The following is an 18,111-nucleotide window of genomic DNA, read 5'->3' as shown; positions in this document are numbered from 1 at the left end:
TAGAATAGCGGGACCGTTGACGACAAAGGGACAAGGTTATCATGCGTACGTTAAATCGCTTGCTGCTGGTCGGGTTGATTGCTGTCTCACCTTTGGCCGCGATGGCGGCGGATGATTCACCGTCGGCGGAGCCGGAAGTGACCATCAACACCCACACCGAAGGCGACAAGGTCATTCAGGAATACAGCCGCAGTGGCTTCGTCTATGCGATCAAGGTCACGCCCAAGGGCGGCAAGCCGTATTTTCTGGTGCGCGCCGATGGTTCGGACGCGAACTACATCCGCTCTGACCAGCCGGATATGCTGATTCCGTCGTGGGAAATCTTTACCTGGAAGTAAGTTTCCCGACTTTTAATCGGCGCCGCTCGATCGCGGCGCCCGCACTGAGCAGTTTTTAACCATGTCTGTGTTCACCCCCCTGGCTCGGCCCGAGCTGGAAACCTTTCTCGCCCCTTACGGGCTTGGCCGTCTGCTCGATTTCCAGGGGATCGCCGCCGGCAGCGAAAACACCAATTTCTTTATCAGCCTGGAGCAGGGCGAGTTCGTCCTGACCCTGGTCGAGCGCGGCCCGGTGCAGGAGATGCCGTTCTTCATTGACCTGCTCGACGTGCTGCACGAAGCCGATCTGCCGGTGCCTTACGCACTGCGCACCACCGACGGCGTGGCGCTGCGTGAGCTGAAGGGCAAGCCGGCGCTGCTGCAGCCGCGGCTGTCGGGCAAGCACATCAAGGTCGCCAACGCGCAGCATTGCGCGCAGGTCGGCGAGTTGCAGGCGCATCTGCACCTGGCGACCCAGGGCGAGCGGATGATCAAGCGCAAGACCGACCGTGGCCTGGACTGGATGCTGGAGGAGGGCAGCGACTTTCTCTCGCACCTGAGCGACGAGCCGCGTGCGCTGCTGCACAAGGCGCTGGAAGAAATCACCGCGCAGAAAGAGAAAATTCTCGCGCTGCCACGGGCCAACATCCACGCCGACCTGTTCCGTGATAACGCGATGTTCGAAGGCACGCACCTGACCGGCCTGATCGACTTCTACAACGCCTGCTCCGGGCCGATGCTGTATGACGTGGCGATTGCCTTGAACGACTGGTGTTCGGACGAGGAGGGCCTGATCGATGGCCCGCGTGCTCGCGCGTTCCTGGGTGCCTACGCGGCGCGGCGGCCGTTCACGGCGGCAGAGGCCGAGCTGTGGCCGACCATGCTGCGCGTGGCGTGTGTGCGGTTCTGGCTGTCGCGGTTGATCGCCGCCGAGCAGTTTGCAGGGCAGGATGTGTTGATTCACGATCCGCGGGAGTTCGAGTTGCGGTTGGCGCAACGGCAGCAGGTGAGTACGTCGTTGCCGTTCGCCCTCTGAGTTAAATTCTGAAAGCTAACTCGATCCTGTGGGAGCGGGCTTGCTCGCGAATGCGACGGCACATTCAGCATATGCGTTGACTGGCCCACCGCTTTCGTCGGAGCGCCGCCCGGAGCAAGCTCGCTCCCACAGGGTTTTGTGGGGTTACAACGATTCCAGGCACCCGGCCAGATCATTGCCCAACTTCTCCAGCACCTGCTCATATCCCTGAGCCGTCGCCGGGGTGTATCCGCCCAGCGCATCCAGCTCCGCCAGTTTTACCGGCAGGCCGGCCACGAGGGTTTCGGCCAGACGCGGTCGCAGCGGCGGCTCGCTGAACACACAGGTCTTGCCCACTTCCTGCAAGCGTTTGCGCATTGCTGCGACATGCTGCGCGCCCGGCTGCACTTCGGCGGCGACGCTGAACACGCCGGTGTGTTTCAGACCGTAAGCCTCTTCGAAGTAATCGAAAGCCTCGTGGAATACGAAGTACGGCTTTCCTTCAACACTGGCCAGACGCTTTTTCAAGCGTGCATCCAGCGCATCGAGACGTTCGTCGAAAGCCTTGGCGTTGCTTTGATAGCGTTCGGCATTGGCCGGATCGGCCGCGCTGAGGTCGACGGCCATTTTCTCGGCGATCACCCGCGCGTTGACCGGCGATAACCACAAATGTGCATCAAGGGTGCCCGGACGGTGATCGTGGTCATGCTCGTCGGCGTCTTCAGCGTGGGAGTGGCTGTCTTCGGCGAAGCGACGCAGCTTCATGCCCGGCAGATCCTGCACGGCCACGCTCGGCAGGGTTCGGCCGTTGAGCACGCGGGGCAGGAAACCTTCCATGTCCGGGCCGATCCAGTACAGCAGATCCACCGATTGCACCTTGCGCACGTCGGACGGACGCAGCGCGTAGTTATGCGGCGAAGCGCCCGGCGGCAGCAGCACTTCCGGGATGGCCACGCCGTCCTGCACGGCCGCCGCAATCAACTGCAGCGGTTTGATGCTGGTAAGGACCTTGACCTCGGCCTGAGCCGGACCGATCAGCAGAAAACTGGCGACAAACGCCACAAAAACAGAAAAAAGTCGAGACACGATGACCACTCAGGTAGGCGAGAACGGGTAACATAATAACGTCTCTATCAAAACTCGTCGCCGCCCATGCCTATTACACCGATTGCCAGCCGTCCCCACGACCACTCTCATTGCGTACACAGCGCACTGACCGAGGCCGATACCCTGTGCGCCCAGAAAGGCCTGCGCCTGACTGCGTTGCGCCGGCGGGTGCTGGAACTGGTGTGGCAGAGCCACAAGCCGCTGGGCGCTTACGACATTCTCGCCGTACTGAGCGAGCAGGACGGTCGCCGCGCGGCGCCGCCCACTGTGTACCGCGCGCTGGATTTTCTTCTGGAAAACGGTCTGGTGCATCGCATCTCTTCGCTCAACGCCTTTGTCGGTTGCGTGCATCCGGAGCATGCGCATCAGGGCCAGTTTCTGATCTGCCGCGATTGCCACGCGGCGATCGAGCTTGAGCAAAAAGTGATCAGTGACGCGATCATCAGCAGCGCCAGGGACGTCGGTTTCATCGTCGAAGCACAGACCGTCGAAGTCGTCGGCCTGTGCTCCGGTTGCCAGGGGGCCTGATGAGCAACCCGTTGATTCGTCTGCAGCAGGTCGCCGTCACCTTTGCCGGGCAGACTGTGCTCGACAACATTGAGCTGAGCGTCGAGCCGGGGCAGATCGTCACCCTGATCGGCCCCAACGGCGCCGGCAAGACCACGCTGGTGCGCGCCGTGCTCGGGCTGTTGAAGCCTGACAGCGGCAGTGTCTGGCGCAAGCCCAAACTGCGTGTCGGCTATATGCCGCAGAAGCTGCACGTCGATCCGACCTTGCCGCTGTCGGTGCTGCGCTTCCTGCGTCTGGTGCCCGGCGTGGACCGCCCGCGTGCATTGGCCGCGTTGAAGGAAGTCGGCGCCGAACACGTCATCGACAGCCCGGTGCAAAGCGTTTCCGGGGGCGAGATGCAGCGCGTGCTGCTGGCCCGGGCGCTGCTGCGCGAGCCGGAGTTGCTGGTGCTCGATGAGCCGGTGCAAGGCGTCGATGTCGCCGGGCAGGCCGAGCTTTACAGCCTGATCACCCGCCTGCGTGACCGTCACGGCTGCGGCGTGCTGATGGTGTCGCACGATTTGCATCTGGTGATGAGCACCACCGATCAGGTGGTCTGCCTCAACCGCCACGTCTGCTGCTCCGGGCATCCCGAGCAGGTCAGCGGCGATCCGGCGTTCGTCGAGCTGTTCGGCAAGAACGCGCAGAGCCTGGCGATCTATCACCACCATCACGACCACGCCCACGACCTGCACGGGTCGGTGGTCAAGGCGCCCGCTGCGGGCCACACCCACGTTCACGGAGACCACTGCAAGCATGGCTGATTTTCTGTTGTATGCCCTGCTTGCAGGTCTGGCGTTGGCGGTGGTGGCGGGTCCGCTCGGCTCGTTTGTGGTCTGGCGGCGCATGGCCTATTTCGGCGACACCCTGTCCCACGCCGCGTTGCTCGGTGTGGCGCTGGGCTTTCTGCTGGATGTCAGCCCGACGGTTGCGGTGACGGTCGGCTGTCTGCTGCTGGCGGTGCTGCTGGTGACCTTGCAGCAGCGCCAACCGCTGGCGTCTGACACGCTGTTGGGAATTCTCGCGCCGAGCACGCTCTCTCTCGGCCTGGTGGTACTAAGCTTCATGCATGAAGTGCGGATCGATCTGATGGCCTATCTGTTCGGCGATCTGCTGGCGATCAGCCCGACCGATCTTGGGTGGATTCTAGGCGGCAGCGCGGCGGTGCTGGTGCTTTTGGTGACGCTGTGGCGACCGCTGCTGGCGATCACCGTGCATGAGGAATTGGCCAGGGTCGAAGGCCTGCCGGTGGCGGGCTTGCGCATGGCGCTGATGCTGTTGATCGCGGTGGTGATCGCGGTGGCGATGAAAATCGTCGGGGTGTTGCTGATCACTTCGCTGCTGATCATTCCGGCGGCTGCGGCACAGCGTCACGCCCGCTCACCGGAGCAGATGGCCCTGGGCGCGAGCCTGCTGGGCATGCTCGCGGTGTGTGGCGGGCTGGCGCTGTCATGGTTCAAGGACACCCCGGCGGGGCCGTCAATCGTTGTGACGGCGGCCGCACTGTTTCTGCTGAGTTTTGTTCTGCCCCGTCGTGGGGTGTAGACTTGGCCGCTTTTTGCGCAATTAGAGAGTCGCAGGAATGAAGCCGTTCGCCTCCCGTTATCTGCTCCTTGTCGCATTTTCCGTGCTACTGGGCGCCTGCCAAAGCACGCCGCCGGTGGCCGAAGCCCCCGACGCGCGGGCCACGGCCATCGCACAGCTGGAACAAAGCCTGGCCAGCAGCGAGCTGGCCACCGCCGAAGACCAACTGGCGGCTTTGCAGAAAGACACCCCCAACGATCAGTCCCTTGAGCAGTACCAGCGGCAGTTGGCCGAGGCCTATCTGCGCCGCAGCCAGATCGTGCTGCAGAAGGGTGATGTGAACGCTGCCGCCACCGCGCTGAGCCGCGCTCGCGTCCTGATGCCGAAGGCGCCGGCGCTGACCCGTGGCGTCAACGGTGCCATTACCGAAGCCCGCAAAGCCGAGCTGGAAAAGGCCGAAGCGGCACTGCTGGCGGCTGAAGCCAAGCCAAAAGCCAAGGTGATCGATCCGACCGCCGAAAGCACCACGGTGGCGCTGAACATCAACGACAGCCGCAAACTTCGCCGGCAACTGGATGCGATTGCCGCCGATGTGGTGAATTATGAGTGTGCGGTGAGCATTCAGGCGCCGCGCACGAATGACTATCCATGGTTGGCGACGTTGCTGACTAAACGGGTGAAGAAATTAAACCCGGATTTTGATCTGCAGATTGAAAAGCAGATCGTGCGCACGGTACCGGCGCAGATAGTTCTTAGTCCGCGTAAACCTTAAAAGCTTCGCGAGCAAGCCCGCTCCCACAGGTACTGCGTGAACCCTGTGGGAGCGGGCTTGCTCGCGAAGGCGTCCTTCAGGCAACCAACAACTTAAGCTGGAACGGCCTTCGCCTTAGGCTCCCGCGCCCAGACCCGATGCTGCCCGATCGCCGCAAAGAATGGCTTGGTCAATCCCGGTACATCCTTGCCCTGCAGCAATCCCGCATCCGCCTCCAGCTTCAGCAGATCCTGCAACTGCTTGGCCTCGCCGTGCAGCGCAATCGCTTTCAGGTGCTTGTACGCCTCCAGCAGGTAATGCAACGCCACACCGTCGCCGCTCAATGCCTGAATCGAGGCCGCGCCACCCGGCACAAACACTGCATCGAAGATCACCGACGGCATGCCTTCCATCGACGCATCCACCGCCAGGGTTTTGCCGTCAGCGGTTTTCACCGGTGCTGAAGTCGGACCGAGCAATTTGGCGTGTGCACCTTCAGCTTCCAACGCCTTCTTCATCGCATCAATCGCCGCACCATCGACGCCGTTCGCAGCAAGAATCGCCACTTTGCGCGTTTTGATGTTTTCCGGCAGCAGATTGGCCTGGCTCAGCGCTGGCGAATGATCGAGCGACGTCTGGCGCGCTTCGACCGTGCCTTTGCTTGGCGCTGGCAAGCCCAGATTGGCCGCGACACGTTTGGCCAGTTCCAGATCGATGTTGGCGAGAATCTCGTTCACCTGCCGTGCGCGGATGAACTCGCGTTCAACCTTGCCCAGCTCGAAGCTGTAGGCCGCGATAATGTGCTCTTTCTCGTGCTCGCTCATGCTGTTGAAGAACAGCCGCGCCTGAGAGAAATGATCGCCGAACGACTCGCTGCGCTGGCGAATCTTGTGCGCGTCGATGCGCTCTGGATAACTTTCGAAGCCACCGTCCTGTGCCGCTGGCGGAGTCTCCTTCGGCCAGCCGCCATCAATCGAATTCGGCTCGTAGGACGCGCGCCCCTTGTCGATGACGGTGCGGTGCTGCGCATCGCGCTGGCCGTTGTGGAACGGTGCCACCGGACGGTTGATCGGCAGCTCATGAAAATTCGGCCCGCCAAGTCGGCTGATTTGCGTGTCGGTGTAGGAAAACAGCCGACCTTGCAGCAGCGGATCGTTGGAGAAGTCGATGCCCGGCACGATGTGGCCGGGGCAGAACGCGACCTGTTCGGTCTCCGCGAAGAAGTTGTCCGGGTTGCGGTTGAGGGTCATCTTGCCCAGCGGGGTGATCGGCACGATTTCTTCGGGGATCAGCTTGGTCGGGTCGAGGATGTCGAAATCGAAGTCGTGTTCGTTTTCCTCTTCGATGACCTGCACGCCCAACTCCCATTCCGGGTAGTCGCCCATCTCGATGGCTTCCCAGAGGTCGCGGCGGTGGTAATCGGTATCTTTACCGGCAAGCTTCTGCGCCTCGTCCCACACCAGCGAGCAAGTGCCGGCAGTAGGGCGCCAGTGGAATTTGACGAAGCGTGATTTACCCTCGGCGTTGATCAGGCGGAAGGTGTGCACGCCAAAGCCCTGCATGCTGCGCAGGCTTTTCGGGATCGCCCGGTCGGACATTGCCCAGATCACCATGTGCGCCGATTCCGGCACCAGCGAGACGAAATCCCAGAAGGTGTCGTGGGCCGAGCCGCCGGTAGGAATTTCGTTGTGTGGCTCTGGCTTCACCGCGTGGACGAAGTCGGGAAACTTGATCGCGTCCTGAATGAAGAACACCGGCATGTTGTTGCCGACCAGATCGAAGTTGCCTTCGTCAGTGAAGAATTTCACCGCGAAACCACGCACGTCACGCACGGTATCACCGGAGCCGCGTGGCCCCTGCACGGTGGAAAAGCGCACGAATACCGGGGTCTTTTTCCCCGGATCCTGCAGGAAACCGGCCTTGGTCAGTGCCGAATGATTCTCGTAGGTCTGAAAGAAACCATGCGCGCCAGTGCCCCGTGCGTGGACGATGCGCTCCGGAATGCGTTCGTGGTCAAAGTGCGTGATCTTCTCACGCATGATGAAGTCTTCCAGCAGCGACGGCCCGCGCGGGCCTGCCTTGAGGGTGTTCTGGTTATCGGCAATCTTCACACCCTGATTGGTGCGCAGGGCCTGGCCGGTAGCGTCGGAGCGAAAGGTCTCCAGGCTGTCGAGTTTGGCGTTGGTGTTGGCGCGATCCTTGGTATCGGTGCCGGCCAGTTCACTTTTGCCAGGGGCAGGTTTCTTGGTACTCATCAGACGTAAACTCCTCGGTTGACCCCTTTCAACAGGGACTCTTGAGCGTTTTCCGGGCGCGGTTACCCAGGTTTCAAGTCGCTCAAGTAGTGACCAATGAGCAGGAACGCGCGTTCCTTTTTTATGACCTTTGATCCTGTTATTGCCAAATCGAAGGTCAATTGCGAAATAAATGCTAAGAACCTCTATACGGACAGGCTAAAATGCGCGCCCGGCTAACCGCTGATCCTTTTCTAACGCGCCCCACAAGGTTCGCTACGTGATCGAGTTTCAAAACGTCCACAAAACTTACCGCGTCGCCGGTAAGGACATTCCCGCCCTGCACCCGACCAGTCTTTCGATTGAAAACGGTCAGGTCTTCGGCCTGATCGGCCATTCCGGTGCGGGCAAAAGTACCCTGCTGCGGCTGATCAATCGTCTGGAAGACTCCACTGGCGGCAAGATCATCGTCGACGGCGAAGAAGTCACCGCGCTGGACGCCAACGGCCTGCGCCGTTTCCGCCAGCAGGTCGGGATGATCTTCCAGCACTTCAACCTGCTCGCCTCCAAGACCGTGGCCGACAACGTCGCGCTGCCGCTGACCCTGGCCGGCGAACTGTCGACCAGCGAGATCAATCAGCGCGTCGCCGAGTTGCTGGCGCGGGTCGGTCTGTCCGATCACGCGAAGAAGTACCCGGCGCAGTTGTCCGGCGGCCAGAAGCAGCGGGTCGGCATTGCCCGCGCTCTGGCGACCAAGCCGAAGATTCTGCTGTGCGACGAGGCGACCAGTGCCCTCGACCCGCAGACCACCGCGTCGGTCCTGCAACTGCTGGCCGAGATCAACCGTGAGCTGAAACTGACCATCGTCCTGATCACCCACGAGATGGACGTGATCCGTCGCGTCTGTGATCAGGTGGCGGTGATGGATGCCGGGGTGATCGTCGAGCAAGGTTCGGTGGCCGATGTGTTCCTGCATCCGCAGCACCCGACCACCAAGCGCTTCGTCCAGGAAAGCGAGCAGATCGACGAAAGCGAACAGCGTGATGACTTCGCTCACGTGCCGGGGCGCATCGTGCGTCTGACCTTCCAGGGCGAAGCGACCTACGCGCCGTTGCTCGGTACCGTCGCCCGGGAAACCGGGGTCGACTACAGCATCCTCGCCGGTCGCATCGACCGCATCAAAGACATTCCGTACGGGCAATTGACCCTCGCCGTCACCGGTGGCGACATGGAAGCGGCGTTCGCCCGCTTCACCGCCGCTGACGTTCACATGGAGGTATTGCGCTAATGGAAGACCTGATCAGCTTCTTCACCAACATCGACTGGTACGAAATCTGGCTGGCCACCGGCGACACCCTGCTGATGCTCGGCGGTTCGCTGCTGTTCACCGTGCTGCTCGGCCTGCCGCTGGGCGTGCTGCTGTTCCTCTGCAGCCCGCGGCAGTTGCTGGAAAGCCGCGGCCTCTACGCCTTCATGTCGCTGGCGGTGAACATCCTGCGCTCGCTGCCGTTCATCATTCTGTTGATCGTGATGATCCCGTTCACCGTGCTGATCACCGGCACCTCGCTCGGCGTGGCCGGGGCGATTCCGCCGTTGGTGGTGGGCGCAACCCCGTTCTTCGCGCGTCTGGTGGAAACCGCGCTGCGTGAAGTCGATCGCGGCATCATTGAAGCGACCCAGTCGATGGGCGCGACCACCCGGCAGATCATCATGAACGCCTTGCTGCCGGAAGCCCGTCCGGGCATCTTCGCCGCGATTACGGTGACGGCAATTACTCTGGTGTCCTACACGGCGATGGCCGGTGTGGTCGGCGCCGGAGGTCTGGGTGACCTGGCGATCCGTTTCGGTTACCAGCGTTTCCAGACTGACGTGATGATCGTCACCGTGGTGCTGCTGCTGATTCTGGTGCAAGTGCTGCAAATGGTTGGTGATCGACTGGTCGTGCATTTCTCGCGCAAGTAACCGGTTTTGGTAATCAAGAAATGAGCCGGCCATTCGCTGGCAGGCGCCAGACGGGCGCCGCAAAAGGAGTTAGCTGAATGAAAAAACTGATCGCTGCATTCGCTGCCGTAGCCGCTTTTTCGGCCCACGCTGAAACCCTGACCGTTGCCGCCACCCCGGTGCCGCACGCGGAAATCCTCGAATTCGTGAAGCCAGTGCTGGCCAAAGAAGGCGTGGATCTGAAGGTCAAGGTGTTCACCGACTACATTCAGCCGAACGTACAGGTGGCCGAAAAGCGTCTGGACGCCAACTTCTTCCAGCACCAGCCGTACCTCGATGAGTTCAACAAGGCCAAGGGCACCAATCTGGTGGCCGTGACCGGTGTGCACCTGGAACCATTGGGCGCCTACTCGAGCAAGATCAAGGATCTGAAGGACCTGCCAAGCGGCGCCAACGTGGTGATCCCGAACGACGCCACCAACGGCGGCCGTGCGCTGCTGCTGCTGGCCAAGGCTGGCCTGATCACCCTGAAGGACCCGACCAACATTCTGTCGACCCTGAAAGACGTCGCGCAGAACCCGAAAGACCTGAAAATCCGTGAACTGGAAGCCGCGACCATCCCGCGTGTGCTGACCCAGGTCGACCTGGCGCTGATCAACACCAACTACGCGCTGGAAGCCAAGCTCGATCCGTCCAAGGATGCGCTGGCCATTGAAGGCAATGACTCGCCGTACGTGAACATCCTGGTGTCCCGTGCGGACAACAAGGACAGCGATGCCATGCAGAAACTGGCCGCCGCCCTGCACAGCCCGGAAGTGAAGCAGTTCATTACCGAGAAGTACAAAGGCGCGGTATTGCCGGCGTTCTGATTGATATGGCTGCAACGAAAAAGGGGACGCCATGAGCGTCCCCTTTTTTTGTGTCTGGTGTTTGGCTTTGCAACTGCTGTGAAGCTGCCCCTCACCCCAGCCCTCTCCCGAGGGAGAGGGGGCCGACCGAGGTGTCTTGCGTTCTACATCGACCTGACAGACCGAATTGATTATGGATTCAGCGGATAACTTTCAGGTCGGCGTAACTCTTGAATATCCCCCAATCAGTCCCCTCTCCCTCTGGGAGAGGGCTAGGGTGAGGGGCTTTTCGCTCTTCAGCTTTATTTGCGGTTAAGCATCACCGGCAGCTGCGCCACCAGCTTGGCATTGTTCAACGGCGCCCGAATAAACCCCCGCTGCGTCCCGTCCGGCCCGATCACCGCGAGGTTGCCGCTGTGATCCACCGTGTAATTCGGCTTGCTGGTATCGGCCGGGATAAACGGAATACTCACAGCATTCGCCACTTTCTGCAGCTCTTCGATCGACTTCGGCGTCAGGCCGATGAACTGCGGATCGAAGTAGCCCAGGTACTGCTTCAACTGCTGCGGGTTATCGCGGTTCGGGTCGACGCTGACCAGCACGATCTGCAACTTGTCCACCGCGTCTTTGGGCAGCTCGCTCTTGATCTGACGCAACTGGGCGAGGGTGGTCGGGCAGATGTCCGGGCAGAAGGTGTAGCCGAAGAACAGCAGGCTCCACTTGCCCTTCAATTCGTCGATAGCGACCGGCTGGCCATCCTGATTGGTCATGGTTACGCCCGGCAGGGTGCGGCTTTGCGGCAGCAGGATGATGCCGGCGTCGATCAGTGCGGTGGGATCGCCCTGGCCCTTGCCGCTCAGCACTTTGTTGACGGTCAGTCCCAGGATCAGCGCGATCACGGCGACGAGGATGAAGACGGTTTTCTGGGTTCGGGTCATAAGTTCAACAGTAAGTAGTGGTCTACGAGCAGGGCGATGAACAACAGGAACAAGTAATAAATAGAGTACTTGAAGGTGTTGATCGCCGCGTGCGGCCGAGTGCCACGGTACAGCACCACGGCCCATTGCAGAAACCGTGCGCCCAGCGCGAGGGCGCAGAGCAGATAGAGCACGCCGCTCATGTGGATCACGTACGGCAGCAGACTCACCGCCAGCAACGCAAAGGTGTACAGCAGAATATGCACTTTGGTGTAGTGCTCGCCGTGGGTCACCGGCAGCATCGGGATGTCGGCCTTGGCGTATTCCTCCTTGCGATGGATCGCCAGCGCCCAGAAGTGCGGCGGGGTCCAGGCGAAGATGATCAGCACCAGCAGCAACGGTTCGGCGCTGACATGGCCGGTGGCAGCGGTCCAGCCGAGCAGCGGTGGTGCCGCGCCGGCGAGGCCGCCGATGACGATGTTCTGTGGCGTCGCACGCTTGAGGAAACCGGTGTAGATCACCGCGTAACCGAGCAGCGAGGCGAGGGTCAGCCAGGCGGTCAGCGCATTGGTGAAGCTCAGCAGCAAGGCCTGACCGAGCAGTGCCAAAACCAGCGCGAAGGTCAGTGCCGCCGCTGGCGAAACCCGTCCTTCGGCCAACGGTCGTTTATGCGTGCGCGCCATCAGCGCGTCGATACGTCGGTCGACCACATGATTGACCACCGCCGCACCGCCGGCACACAGCGCAATCCCCAGATTGCCGAACACCAGCACGGTCCACGGCACTCCGGCACGGGTCGCGAGGAACATCCCGACCAGCGAGGTGATGAGCATCAGCACCAGCACTTTCGGCTTGGTCAGCTCCAGATAGTCACGCCACAGCGCCTGCGCCGGACGTTCGCCGATCAGAAGCGCCATGGTGTTTCTCCTTTTATCGTGACGGGCGCGGCCAGGTGTTTGCGCGGGCTCAGACGCCAGCGTGCCAGTACCGGCTGTTTGACCCGAACCAGACTGGTCCGCGCGTGGTAATTGACCAGCACCATGCTCAGCAGCAGCGCGGCGCCGCCGGCGTTATGCGCCACAGCCACCGGCAGCGGCAGATGGAACAGCACGTTGCTGATGCCGAGGCTGATTTGGGCACCGAGGGCGACCAGTACCAGCCCGGCAAGCCGGGTCATGCCCACCGCCCGAAGTTGCCAGGCCAGACCGAGCAGCACCAGCGTGACCAGCAGTGCGCCAATGCGGTGAGTCAGATGAATCGCGGTGCGCGCATCGCTGTCGAGTTGGCCGCCGAGGTAGTTCGGGCCGATGTGTTGGGTCAGGTGAAAACCATTGGCGAAATCAGCCGGCGGCAGCCATTGGCCGTGGCAGGTCGGGAAGTCGATGCAGGCCACGGCCGCGTAGTTGGAACTGACCCAGCCACCTAGCGCGATCTGGCCGATCACCAGCAACAGTCCCGCCGTCGCCCAATACTGCAGGCGCCTGGGCACGCTCAGCGCCGGCAGCACGCCGGACAACCTCAAGGTCAGCAGGAACAGCAGGCTCAAGGTCGCAAAGCCGCCGAGCAAATGCCCGGTGACCACTTGCGGCCATAGCTTGAGCGTCACCGTCCACATGCCGAAGGCCGCTTGGGCGAAGACCACCGCCAACAGAAACAGCGGCAGCTTCAATGGCAGACCGGGATGCCGGCGATTGACCCAGGCGCGCCCGGCCAGGATCGAAATCAGCAGGCCAAGGGTGCCGGCGAAGTAGCGGTGGATCATCTCGTTCCAGCCCTTGTGCGCCACCACCGGCGAGTCGGGGTAATGCCGTTCGGCATGGGCCAGTTGGGCTTCGCTGTTCGGCACGCTGATAAAACCGTAGCAGCCCGGCCAGTCCGGGCAGCCCAGGCCGGCGTGGGTCAGGCGGGTGTAGGCGCCGAGCAGCACGACGATCAGTGCCAGCAGGGTGGCAAACAGCGCGAGGCGAAATCCAGGTTTGGCCATGACGATGTCCTCATCCGATGTTCGACAGTTTCAGCAGGTGGCGCAGGTCGTTGAGCAGGTCCTTGCCCTTCACACTCGGGTCGTAGCGCAGCACCAGGTTGCCGTGCGGGTCGATGATCCACAGCTGCGGCGTGGCCTTGTCGCCGGTGGTCTTGCTGAAGGTCGTGGCGTCCAGCGGGTAGCGTTGCAGTTGTGGGTATTCGCGGCTCAACTTGGCTTCGTAGTCCGCGCCCAGCGGTTGCGCAGCGGCGAGGGCGTGGCTGGCGCGCCCGGCATCGCGGCCGAGGCCGATCTGGATCTGCCGGGCGAGGTACACCAGTTGCTGGCAATCGACCGCGCACTCCTTGGGCGCGGTCACCAGCATCTGCCAGCGCTGCTCATCGGCCTGCACGCCGAGATCGGCGCGGGACTGGCCGTTGCCGATCAGTTCGCCGTGGTAGCTGCGTCCTTCCGGTACCCAGAACTGCAATTTGTACATGCCGGTGGCGAGGATCATCGGCCCGACCACGCCAAGCACAATCAGCAGCAGCTGGATCCGCCCACGGCGCCGGCTGGCCGGGGTTTTTGCCTCAGACATGCTGGGTGGATTCATGGCCGTTCCCATGGTGTTTCTCCTTTGCGTTGTGCCATCCAAGGTAGAGATAGAGGCCGAGCAGGGCGGTGGCCATGGCGAACCACTGCACGGCGTAACCGAGGTGTTTTTCCGGGCCCATGGCGACCACCGGCCAGTCCGCTTCATAGCTGGCCGGGCCGGGTTCGGCGCGCAGTTCGTAGGCGAAACCGTCGCGCTCGAGGGTTTTCCACAATCTGGCCGGCTCGACGGCGGTGATGGTTTGCGGCCAGGTGCTGCTGACGGGGTCGGCATGCAACTGGAAGGTCGCACCGGGGGCGACGTAGACCCAGGCGTCGAGACTCAGCGTGTCGCTTGGGGTAGTGAATTGTGGTGGAACTCGGCGATCCGGCCACGGCAGCCAGCCGCGATTGACCAGCAGCCACAGGCCGCTGGCGCGATCCTGAAACGGTTGCAGCAGTTCGACGCCGACCTTGCCGTTGCGCTGACGGTTGTCGAGCAGCAGGCTGTGGGCACTATCGAACTGGCCGAAAAGATGCACGCGGTGATAGGCCGGGTCGCTGCTATGGAGCAATTCGCTGCTGGCCATCGGTTCGGCGGCGCGGCGTTCGGCGTAACTGGCGAGCAGCGCGGTTTTCTCCGCCCCCCGGCCCAGTTGCCAGAAGCCCAGCGCCACCAGCAGCGGCAACAACAGCGCCACCACCACGCTCGGCACCACGCCCGGGCGAAAGCGCTTCATGGCCGCGCCACGAAGGCAGTCGTCGCGCTCGCTATACTCAACTGCATCGCCTGTCCCCCGGAGTCTTCCCATGCTCAAAGCAGCGATTGTCGTGCTGCTGATTGCCACGGTGATCAGCCTGTTCAGCGGCCTGTTTTTCCTGGTCAAGGACGACAGCAGTTCCAATCGCCTGGTGATCGCCTTGAGTGTTCGGGTGGCATTGGCCGCCGCCACCGTCGGCTTGATCGCCTGGGGCTTTTACAGCGGCCAACTGGTGTCCCAAGTGCCTTGGTAGCTGCAAGTGGTCAGCTGCAAGCTGCAAGTAGAAGCCTTACAGCCTTGAACTTGAAGCTTGCAGCTAGCAACTTGCAGCTGCCCTCAAAGCACATAAACGAAGATGAACAAGCCGATCCACACCACATCGACGAAGTGCCAATACCAGCTCGCTGCCTCGAAACCGAACTGATGCTCGGCATCGAAATGGCCCCTCATGATGCGCATCAGCATCACGAACAGAATGATCGTGCCGATGGTCACGTGGGCGCCATGGAAGCCGGTGAGCATGAAGAACGTCGCGCCGTAGATGCCCGAACCCAGGGTCAGGCCCAGTTCGTGGTAGGCGTGCATGTATTCTTCAGCCTGCAACGCAAGGAAGCCGCAACCGAGCAGCACGGTAATCGCCAGCCAGACTTTCAGCGCGCCGCGATGGCCCTTCTTCAAGGCATGGTGGGCGATGGTGATGGTCACGCTGGAGCTGACCAGCAGGATCGTGTTGATCAGCGGCAGGCCCCACGGGCTGATGACTTCCTTGGGCGGCGGGAACAGTTTCGGGTCCGGCGTGTGCAGCAGCGGCCAGGTGAACTGGAAGTTCGGCCAGAGCATGTGGGCGATGCCTTTCGGCCCTTCGCCACCCAGCGCCGGCCCGGATACATGGCGCACGTAGAATAGCGCGCCGAAAAAGGCGACGAAGAACATCACCTCGGAGAAGATGAACCAACTCATGCCCCAGCGGAACGAGCGATCCAGCTGCGGGCTGTAGAGCCCCGCGCGGCTTTCCTTGATCACCGCGCCGAACCAGCCGAACAGCATGTACGCCAGCAACAGTCCGCCGACGAAAAAGATCAGCGGGCCGTGGGATTCCGGGCGCGCTGCCTTCAGATCGTTGAACCAGGTCGCCAGGCCGTACACGGTGACGAACATGCCGAGCGTGGCGACGATCGGCCATTTGCTCTGGGCCGGGACGTAATAGTGCTCATGAGTTGCCATGTATTGTTCTCCTTATCGGGCACGCTTAACCGCCAGTGTTTGCAGCCACCGGAGGATGTCGGGCGGTGATATCGAACAGCGTGTAGGACAGCGTCAGGTGCTTCACGTCCTTGGGCATGTCGCGGTCAACGATGAAACGCACCGGCATTTCGATCTGCTGACCCGGCTGCAGCACCTGCTGGGTAAAGCAAAAGCATTCGGTCTTGTGGAAATACGCCGCCGCTTCGCTGGGCGCGATGCTTGGCACGGCCTGGGCGCTCATCGGTTTGTCGGTGGGGTTGCGCGCGACAAAGATCATCTCGTTGACCGCGCCGGGGTTGGCCGTCAGTTCGTCATGTTTGGGATAGAAATCCCACGGCATGTCGATGTTGTTGGTCGACAGAAACTGCACGCGCACCTGCCGCGACTCATCCACCACCTGCTCGCCTTCGTACTGCCCGGCGGTCTTGCCGTTGATGCCGAAGGCCTTGCACATCACGTCGTAGATCGGCACCAGGGCAAAGCCGAAGACAAACATCGCCAGCACCACCCCGAGCAGGCGGGTGACGAGTTGTTTCAGCGAGATCGCGTCAGCCATGGTTCATGCCTCCCTCGTGATCAACTGTGCCTGGCGATGACTGTGGTGAGGGGATTTATCCCCGACCGGCTGCGCAGCAGTCGTAGAGCCTGCGTATGTGGTGTGCCTGATACACCTCGTAGGCAGGTTTTGGGGCTGCTTCGCAGCCCATCGGGGATAAATCCCCTCGCCACAGGGGGTGCGTTAGCAGAAGAGTGTTTCATTTCACTTCCGGCGGCGTCGTAAAGGTGTGATACGGCGCCGGCGACGGCACGCTCCACTCCAGGCCTTCGGCGCCATCCCACGGTTTGGCCGGGGCCGGGGCGCCGCCGCGAATGGTCTTGATCACGATGAACAGGAAGAAGATCTGCGTCGCGCCGAACATGAACGCGCCGATCGACGAGACCATGTTGAAGTCGGCGAACTGCAGGTTGTAGTCCGGGATTCGCCGGGGCATCCCCGCCAGCCCGACGAAGTGCATCGGGAAGAAGGTCAGGTTCATGCCGACGAACGACAGCCAGAAATGCAGCTTGCCGAGGGTTTCGTCGTACATGTGCCCGGTCCACTTTGGCAGCCAGTAATAGGCCGAGGCGAAGATCCCGAAGATTGCCCCCGGCACCAGCACGTAATGGAAGTGCGCGACCACGAAGTAAGTGTCCTGGTACTGGAAGTCCGCCGGGGCGATGGCCAGCATCAGCCCGGAAAACCCGCCGATGGAAAACAGGATGACGAACGCCACGGCAAACAGCATCGGCGTCTCGAAGGTCAGCGAGCCTTGCCACATGGTGCTGGCCCAGTTGAACACTTTGACCCCGGTCGGCACGGCGATGAGCATGGTCGCGTACATGAAGAACAGCTCGCCCACCAGCGGAATACCGACCACGAACATGTGGTGCGCCCAGACGATGAACGACAGAAAGGCGATGCTCGCCGTCGCATAAACCATCGAGGTGTAGCCGAACAGCGGCTTGCGCGAGAAGGTCGGGATGATCTGGCTGACCGCGCCGAACGCCGGCAGGATCATGATGTACACCTCGGGATGGCCGAAGAACCAGAACACATGCTGGAACAGCACCGGGTCACCGCCACCGGCGGCACTGAAGAAACTGGTGCCGAAATGGATGTCCATCAGCATCATCGTCACGCACCCGGCCAGCACCGGCATCACCGCGATCAGCAGGAACGCGGTGATCAGCCAGGTCCAGACGAACAGCGGCATTTTCATCAGGGTCATGCCGGGGGCGCGCAGGTTGAGGATGGTGGCGATCACATTGATCGCGCCCATGATCGAACTGATCCCCATCAGGTGGATGGCGAAGATGAAATAGGTGACGCTTTCCGGCGCGTACGTCGTCGACAGCGGGGCGTAGAACGTCCAGCCGAAGTTCGGCCCGCCACCGGCGGTGAACAGGGTCGAGACCAGCAGCAGGAACGCCGCCGGCAGCAGCCAGAAGCTGAAGTTGTTCATCCGCGGCAGGGCCATGTCCGGCGCGCCGATCATCAGCGGGATCATCCAGTTGGCGAGGCCGACGAACGCCGGCATCACCGCCCCGAAGACCATCACCAGGCCGTGCATGGTAGTCATCTGATTGAAGAACGCCGGTTCGACGATCTGCAGCCCGGGCTGGAACAGCTCGGCGCGGATCACCATGGCGAACGAGCCGCCGAGCAGGAACATGCAGAAGGCAAACCACAGGTACAAGGTGCCGATGTCCTTGTGGTTGGTGGTCAGCACCCAGCGCATCAGGCCTTTGGCGGGGCCGTGGGCGTGGTCGGCATGACCGTGGTCATCGATGACAGCGCTCATGGCCGG

20 protein-coding genes are annotated in these 18,111 nt (G+C 61.9%); 10 read left to right on the top strand and 10 right to left on the bottom strand.

Annotation, left to right across the window (positions count from 1 at the left end; translation table 11 throughout):
* Nucleotides 1-41 precede the first annotated feature (41 nt).
* Nucleotides 42-338 (top strand): DUF2782 domain-containing protein, encoded by a 297-nt coding sequence (locus ACXR0M_RS00300; RefSeq protein ID WP_458828882.1) that lies wholly within the window; start codon nt 42-44, stop codon nt 336-338.
* Between the two features lie 61 nt (nt 339-399).
* Nucleotides 400-1,353: a homoserine kinase gene (locus ACXR0M_RS00295; RefSeq protein ID WP_458828880.1), complete on the top strand. Its 954-nt coding sequence runs from the start codon at nt 400-402 to the stop codon at nt 1,351-1,353.
* 144 nt (nt 1,354-1,497) lie between these two features.
* Here the strand turns inward: ACXR0M_RS00295 and ACXR0M_RS00290 are convergent, their stop codons facing one another.
* Nucleotides 1,498-2,418: a zinc ABC transporter substrate-binding protein gene (locus ACXR0M_RS00290; protein ID WP_458828878.1), complete on the bottom strand. Its 921-nt coding sequence runs from the start codon at nt 2,416-2,418 to the stop codon at nt 1,498-1,500.
* 66 nt (nt 2,419-2,484) lie between these two features.
* Between ACXR0M_RS00290 and ACXR0M_RS00285 the strand changes: the two genes are divergently transcribed.
* Genes ACXR0M_RS00285 through ACXR0M_RS00270 form a run of 4 tightly spaced genes read left to right on the top strand, consistent with a single transcriptional unit; the run spans nt 2,485 to nt 5,284 of the window.
* Entirely contained in the window at nt 2,485-2,967 is a 483-nt protein-coding gene (locus ACXR0M_RS00285; RefSeq protein ID WP_458828876.1) for a Fur family transcriptional regulator, read from the top strand.
* Nucleotides 2,967-3,752, top strand: coding sequence for a zinc ABC transporter ATP-binding protein ZnuC (znuC, locus tag ACXR0M_RS00280; protein WP_458828874.1), 786 nt, complete (start codon nt 2,967-2,969; stop codon nt 3,750-3,752). The genes ACXR0M_RS00285 and znuC overlap by 1 nt, the downstream gene beginning before the upstream one ends.
* Nucleotides 3,745-4,533: a zinc ABC transporter permease subunit ZnuB gene (znuB, locus tag ACXR0M_RS00275; RefSeq protein WP_458828872.1), complete on the top strand. Its 789-nt coding sequence runs from the start codon at nt 3,745-3,747 to the stop codon at nt 4,531-4,533. Before znuC ends, znuB begins: the two co-directional genes overlap by 8 nt.
* Before the next feature lie 37 nt (nt 4,534-4,570).
* Nucleotides 4,571-5,284: a PA5502 family lipoprotein gene (locus ACXR0M_RS00270; RefSeq protein ID WP_458828871.1), complete on the top strand. Its 714-nt coding sequence runs from the start codon at nt 4,571-4,573 to the stop codon at nt 5,282-5,284.
* A gap of 92 nt (nt 5,285-5,376) precedes the next feature.
* Here the strand turns inward: ACXR0M_RS00270 and katE are convergent, their stop codons facing one another.
* The gene (gene katE, locus ACXR0M_RS00265; protein ID WP_458828869.1) at nt 5,377-7,518 is read right to left on the bottom strand and encodes a catalase HPII; all 2,142 of its coding nucleotides are present in this window, start codon (nt 7,516-7,518) and stop codon (nt 5,377-5,379) included.
* Between the two features lie 259 nt (nt 7,519-7,777).
* Here katE and ACXR0M_RS00260 point away from each other — a divergent pair, with 259 nt between their 5' ends.
* The 3 genes from ACXR0M_RS00260 to ACXR0M_RS00250 all read left to right on the top strand — a co-directional run bounded on the left by ACXR0M_RS00260 (nt 7,778) and on the right by ACXR0M_RS00250 (nt 10,307).
* Complete coding sequence (locus ACXR0M_RS00260) at nt 7,778-8,785, top strand: methionine ABC transporter ATP-binding protein (RefSeq protein WP_458828867.1); 1,008 nt, start codon at nt 7,778-7,780, stop codon at nt 8,783-8,785.
* Nucleotides 8,785-9,459, top strand: a complete 675-nt coding sequence (locus ACXR0M_RS00255) for a methionine ABC transporter permease (protein ID WP_458828865.1) — start codon at nt 8,785-8,787, stop codon at nt 9,457-9,459. The genes ACXR0M_RS00260 and ACXR0M_RS00255 overlap by 1 nt, the downstream gene beginning before the upstream one ends.
* 77 nt (nt 9,460-9,536) lie before the next feature.
* Nucleotides 9,537-10,307 (top strand): MetQ/NlpA family ABC transporter substrate-binding protein, encoded by a 771-nt coding sequence (locus ACXR0M_RS00250; protein WP_458828863.1) that lies wholly within the window; start codon nt 9,537-9,539, stop codon nt 10,305-10,307.
* A 281-nt stretch (nt 10,308-10,588) separates the two neighbouring features.
* Here ACXR0M_RS00250 and ACXR0M_RS00245 read toward each other — a convergent pair whose 3' ends face one another.
* From ACXR0M_RS00245 to ACXR0M_RS00225, 5 genes are read right to left on the bottom strand one after another with little or no spacing between them, the layout of a single operon-like run.
* Nucleotides 10,589-11,224, bottom strand: a complete 636-nt coding sequence (locus ACXR0M_RS00245) for an SCO family protein (protein ID WP_102355457.1) — start codon at nt 11,222-11,224, stop codon at nt 10,589-10,591.
* On the bottom strand, nt 11,221-12,120 hold the full coding sequence (cyoE, locus tag ACXR0M_RS00240; protein ID WP_458828861.1) for a heme o synthase: 900 nt from the start codon (nt 12,118-12,120) through the stop codon (nt 11,221-11,223). Before cyoE ends, ACXR0M_RS00245 begins: the two co-directional genes overlap by 4 nt.
* Entirely contained in the window at nt 12,108-13,187 is a 1,080-nt protein-coding gene (locus ACXR0M_RS00235; RefSeq protein ID WP_458828859.1) for a COX15/CtaA family protein, read from the bottom strand. The genes cyoE and ACXR0M_RS00235 overlap by 13 nt, the downstream gene beginning before the upstream one ends.
* Nucleotides 13,188-13,197: 10 nt before the next feature.
* A complete protein-coding gene (locus ACXR0M_RS00230) occupies nt 13,198-13,791 on the bottom strand; it encodes a hypothetical protein (RefSeq protein ID WP_458828857.1) in 594 nt (197 codons plus the stop codon).
* Nucleotides 13,757-14,497: an SURF1 family protein gene (locus ACXR0M_RS00225; protein ID WP_458828855.1), complete on the bottom strand. Its 741-nt coding sequence runs from the start codon at nt 14,495-14,497 to the stop codon at nt 13,757-13,759. Before ACXR0M_RS00225 ends, ACXR0M_RS00230 begins: the two co-directional genes overlap by 35 nt.
* A gap of 70 nt (nt 14,498-14,567) precedes the next feature.
* On the opposite strand from ACXR0M_RS00225, the gene ACXR0M_RS00220 reads away from it, so the two are divergent.
* On the top strand, nt 14,568-14,771 hold the full coding sequence (locus ACXR0M_RS00220) for a twin transmembrane helix small protein (protein WP_458828853.1): 204 nt from the start codon (nt 14,568-14,570) through the stop codon (nt 14,769-14,771).
* A gap of 83 nt (nt 14,772-14,854) precedes the next feature.
* Here the strand turns inward: ACXR0M_RS00220 and ACXR0M_RS00215 are convergent, their stop codons facing one another.
* The 3 genes from ACXR0M_RS00215 to ctaD form a co-directional block, all read right to left on the bottom strand.
* A complete protein-coding gene (locus tag ACXR0M_RS00215) occupies nt 14,855-15,742 on the bottom strand; it encodes a cytochrome c oxidase subunit 3 (RefSeq protein WP_458828851.1) in 888 nt (295 codons plus the stop codon).
* A 25-nt stretch (nt 15,743-15,767) separates the two neighbouring features.
* Nucleotides 15,768-16,319, bottom strand: coding sequence for a cytochrome c oxidase assembly protein (locus tag ACXR0M_RS00210; protein WP_458828849.1), 552 nt, complete (start codon nt 16,317-16,319; stop codon nt 15,768-15,770).
* 199 nt (nt 16,320-16,518) lie between these two features.
* Nucleotides 16,519-18,105: a cytochrome c oxidase subunit I gene (ctaD, locus tag ACXR0M_RS00205; protein WP_458828848.1), complete on the bottom strand. Its 1,587-nt coding sequence runs from the start codon at nt 18,103-18,105 to the stop codon at nt 16,519-16,521.
* Between the last annotated feature and the right edge of the window lie 6 nt (nt 18,106-18,111).

The sequence above is a fragment of the Pseudomonas sp. Eth.TT006 genome (assembly GCF_054456575.1).
The sequence above is the reverse complement of the archived record's forward strand: the minus strand, read 5'-3'. Positions and strand labels throughout refer to the sequence as shown.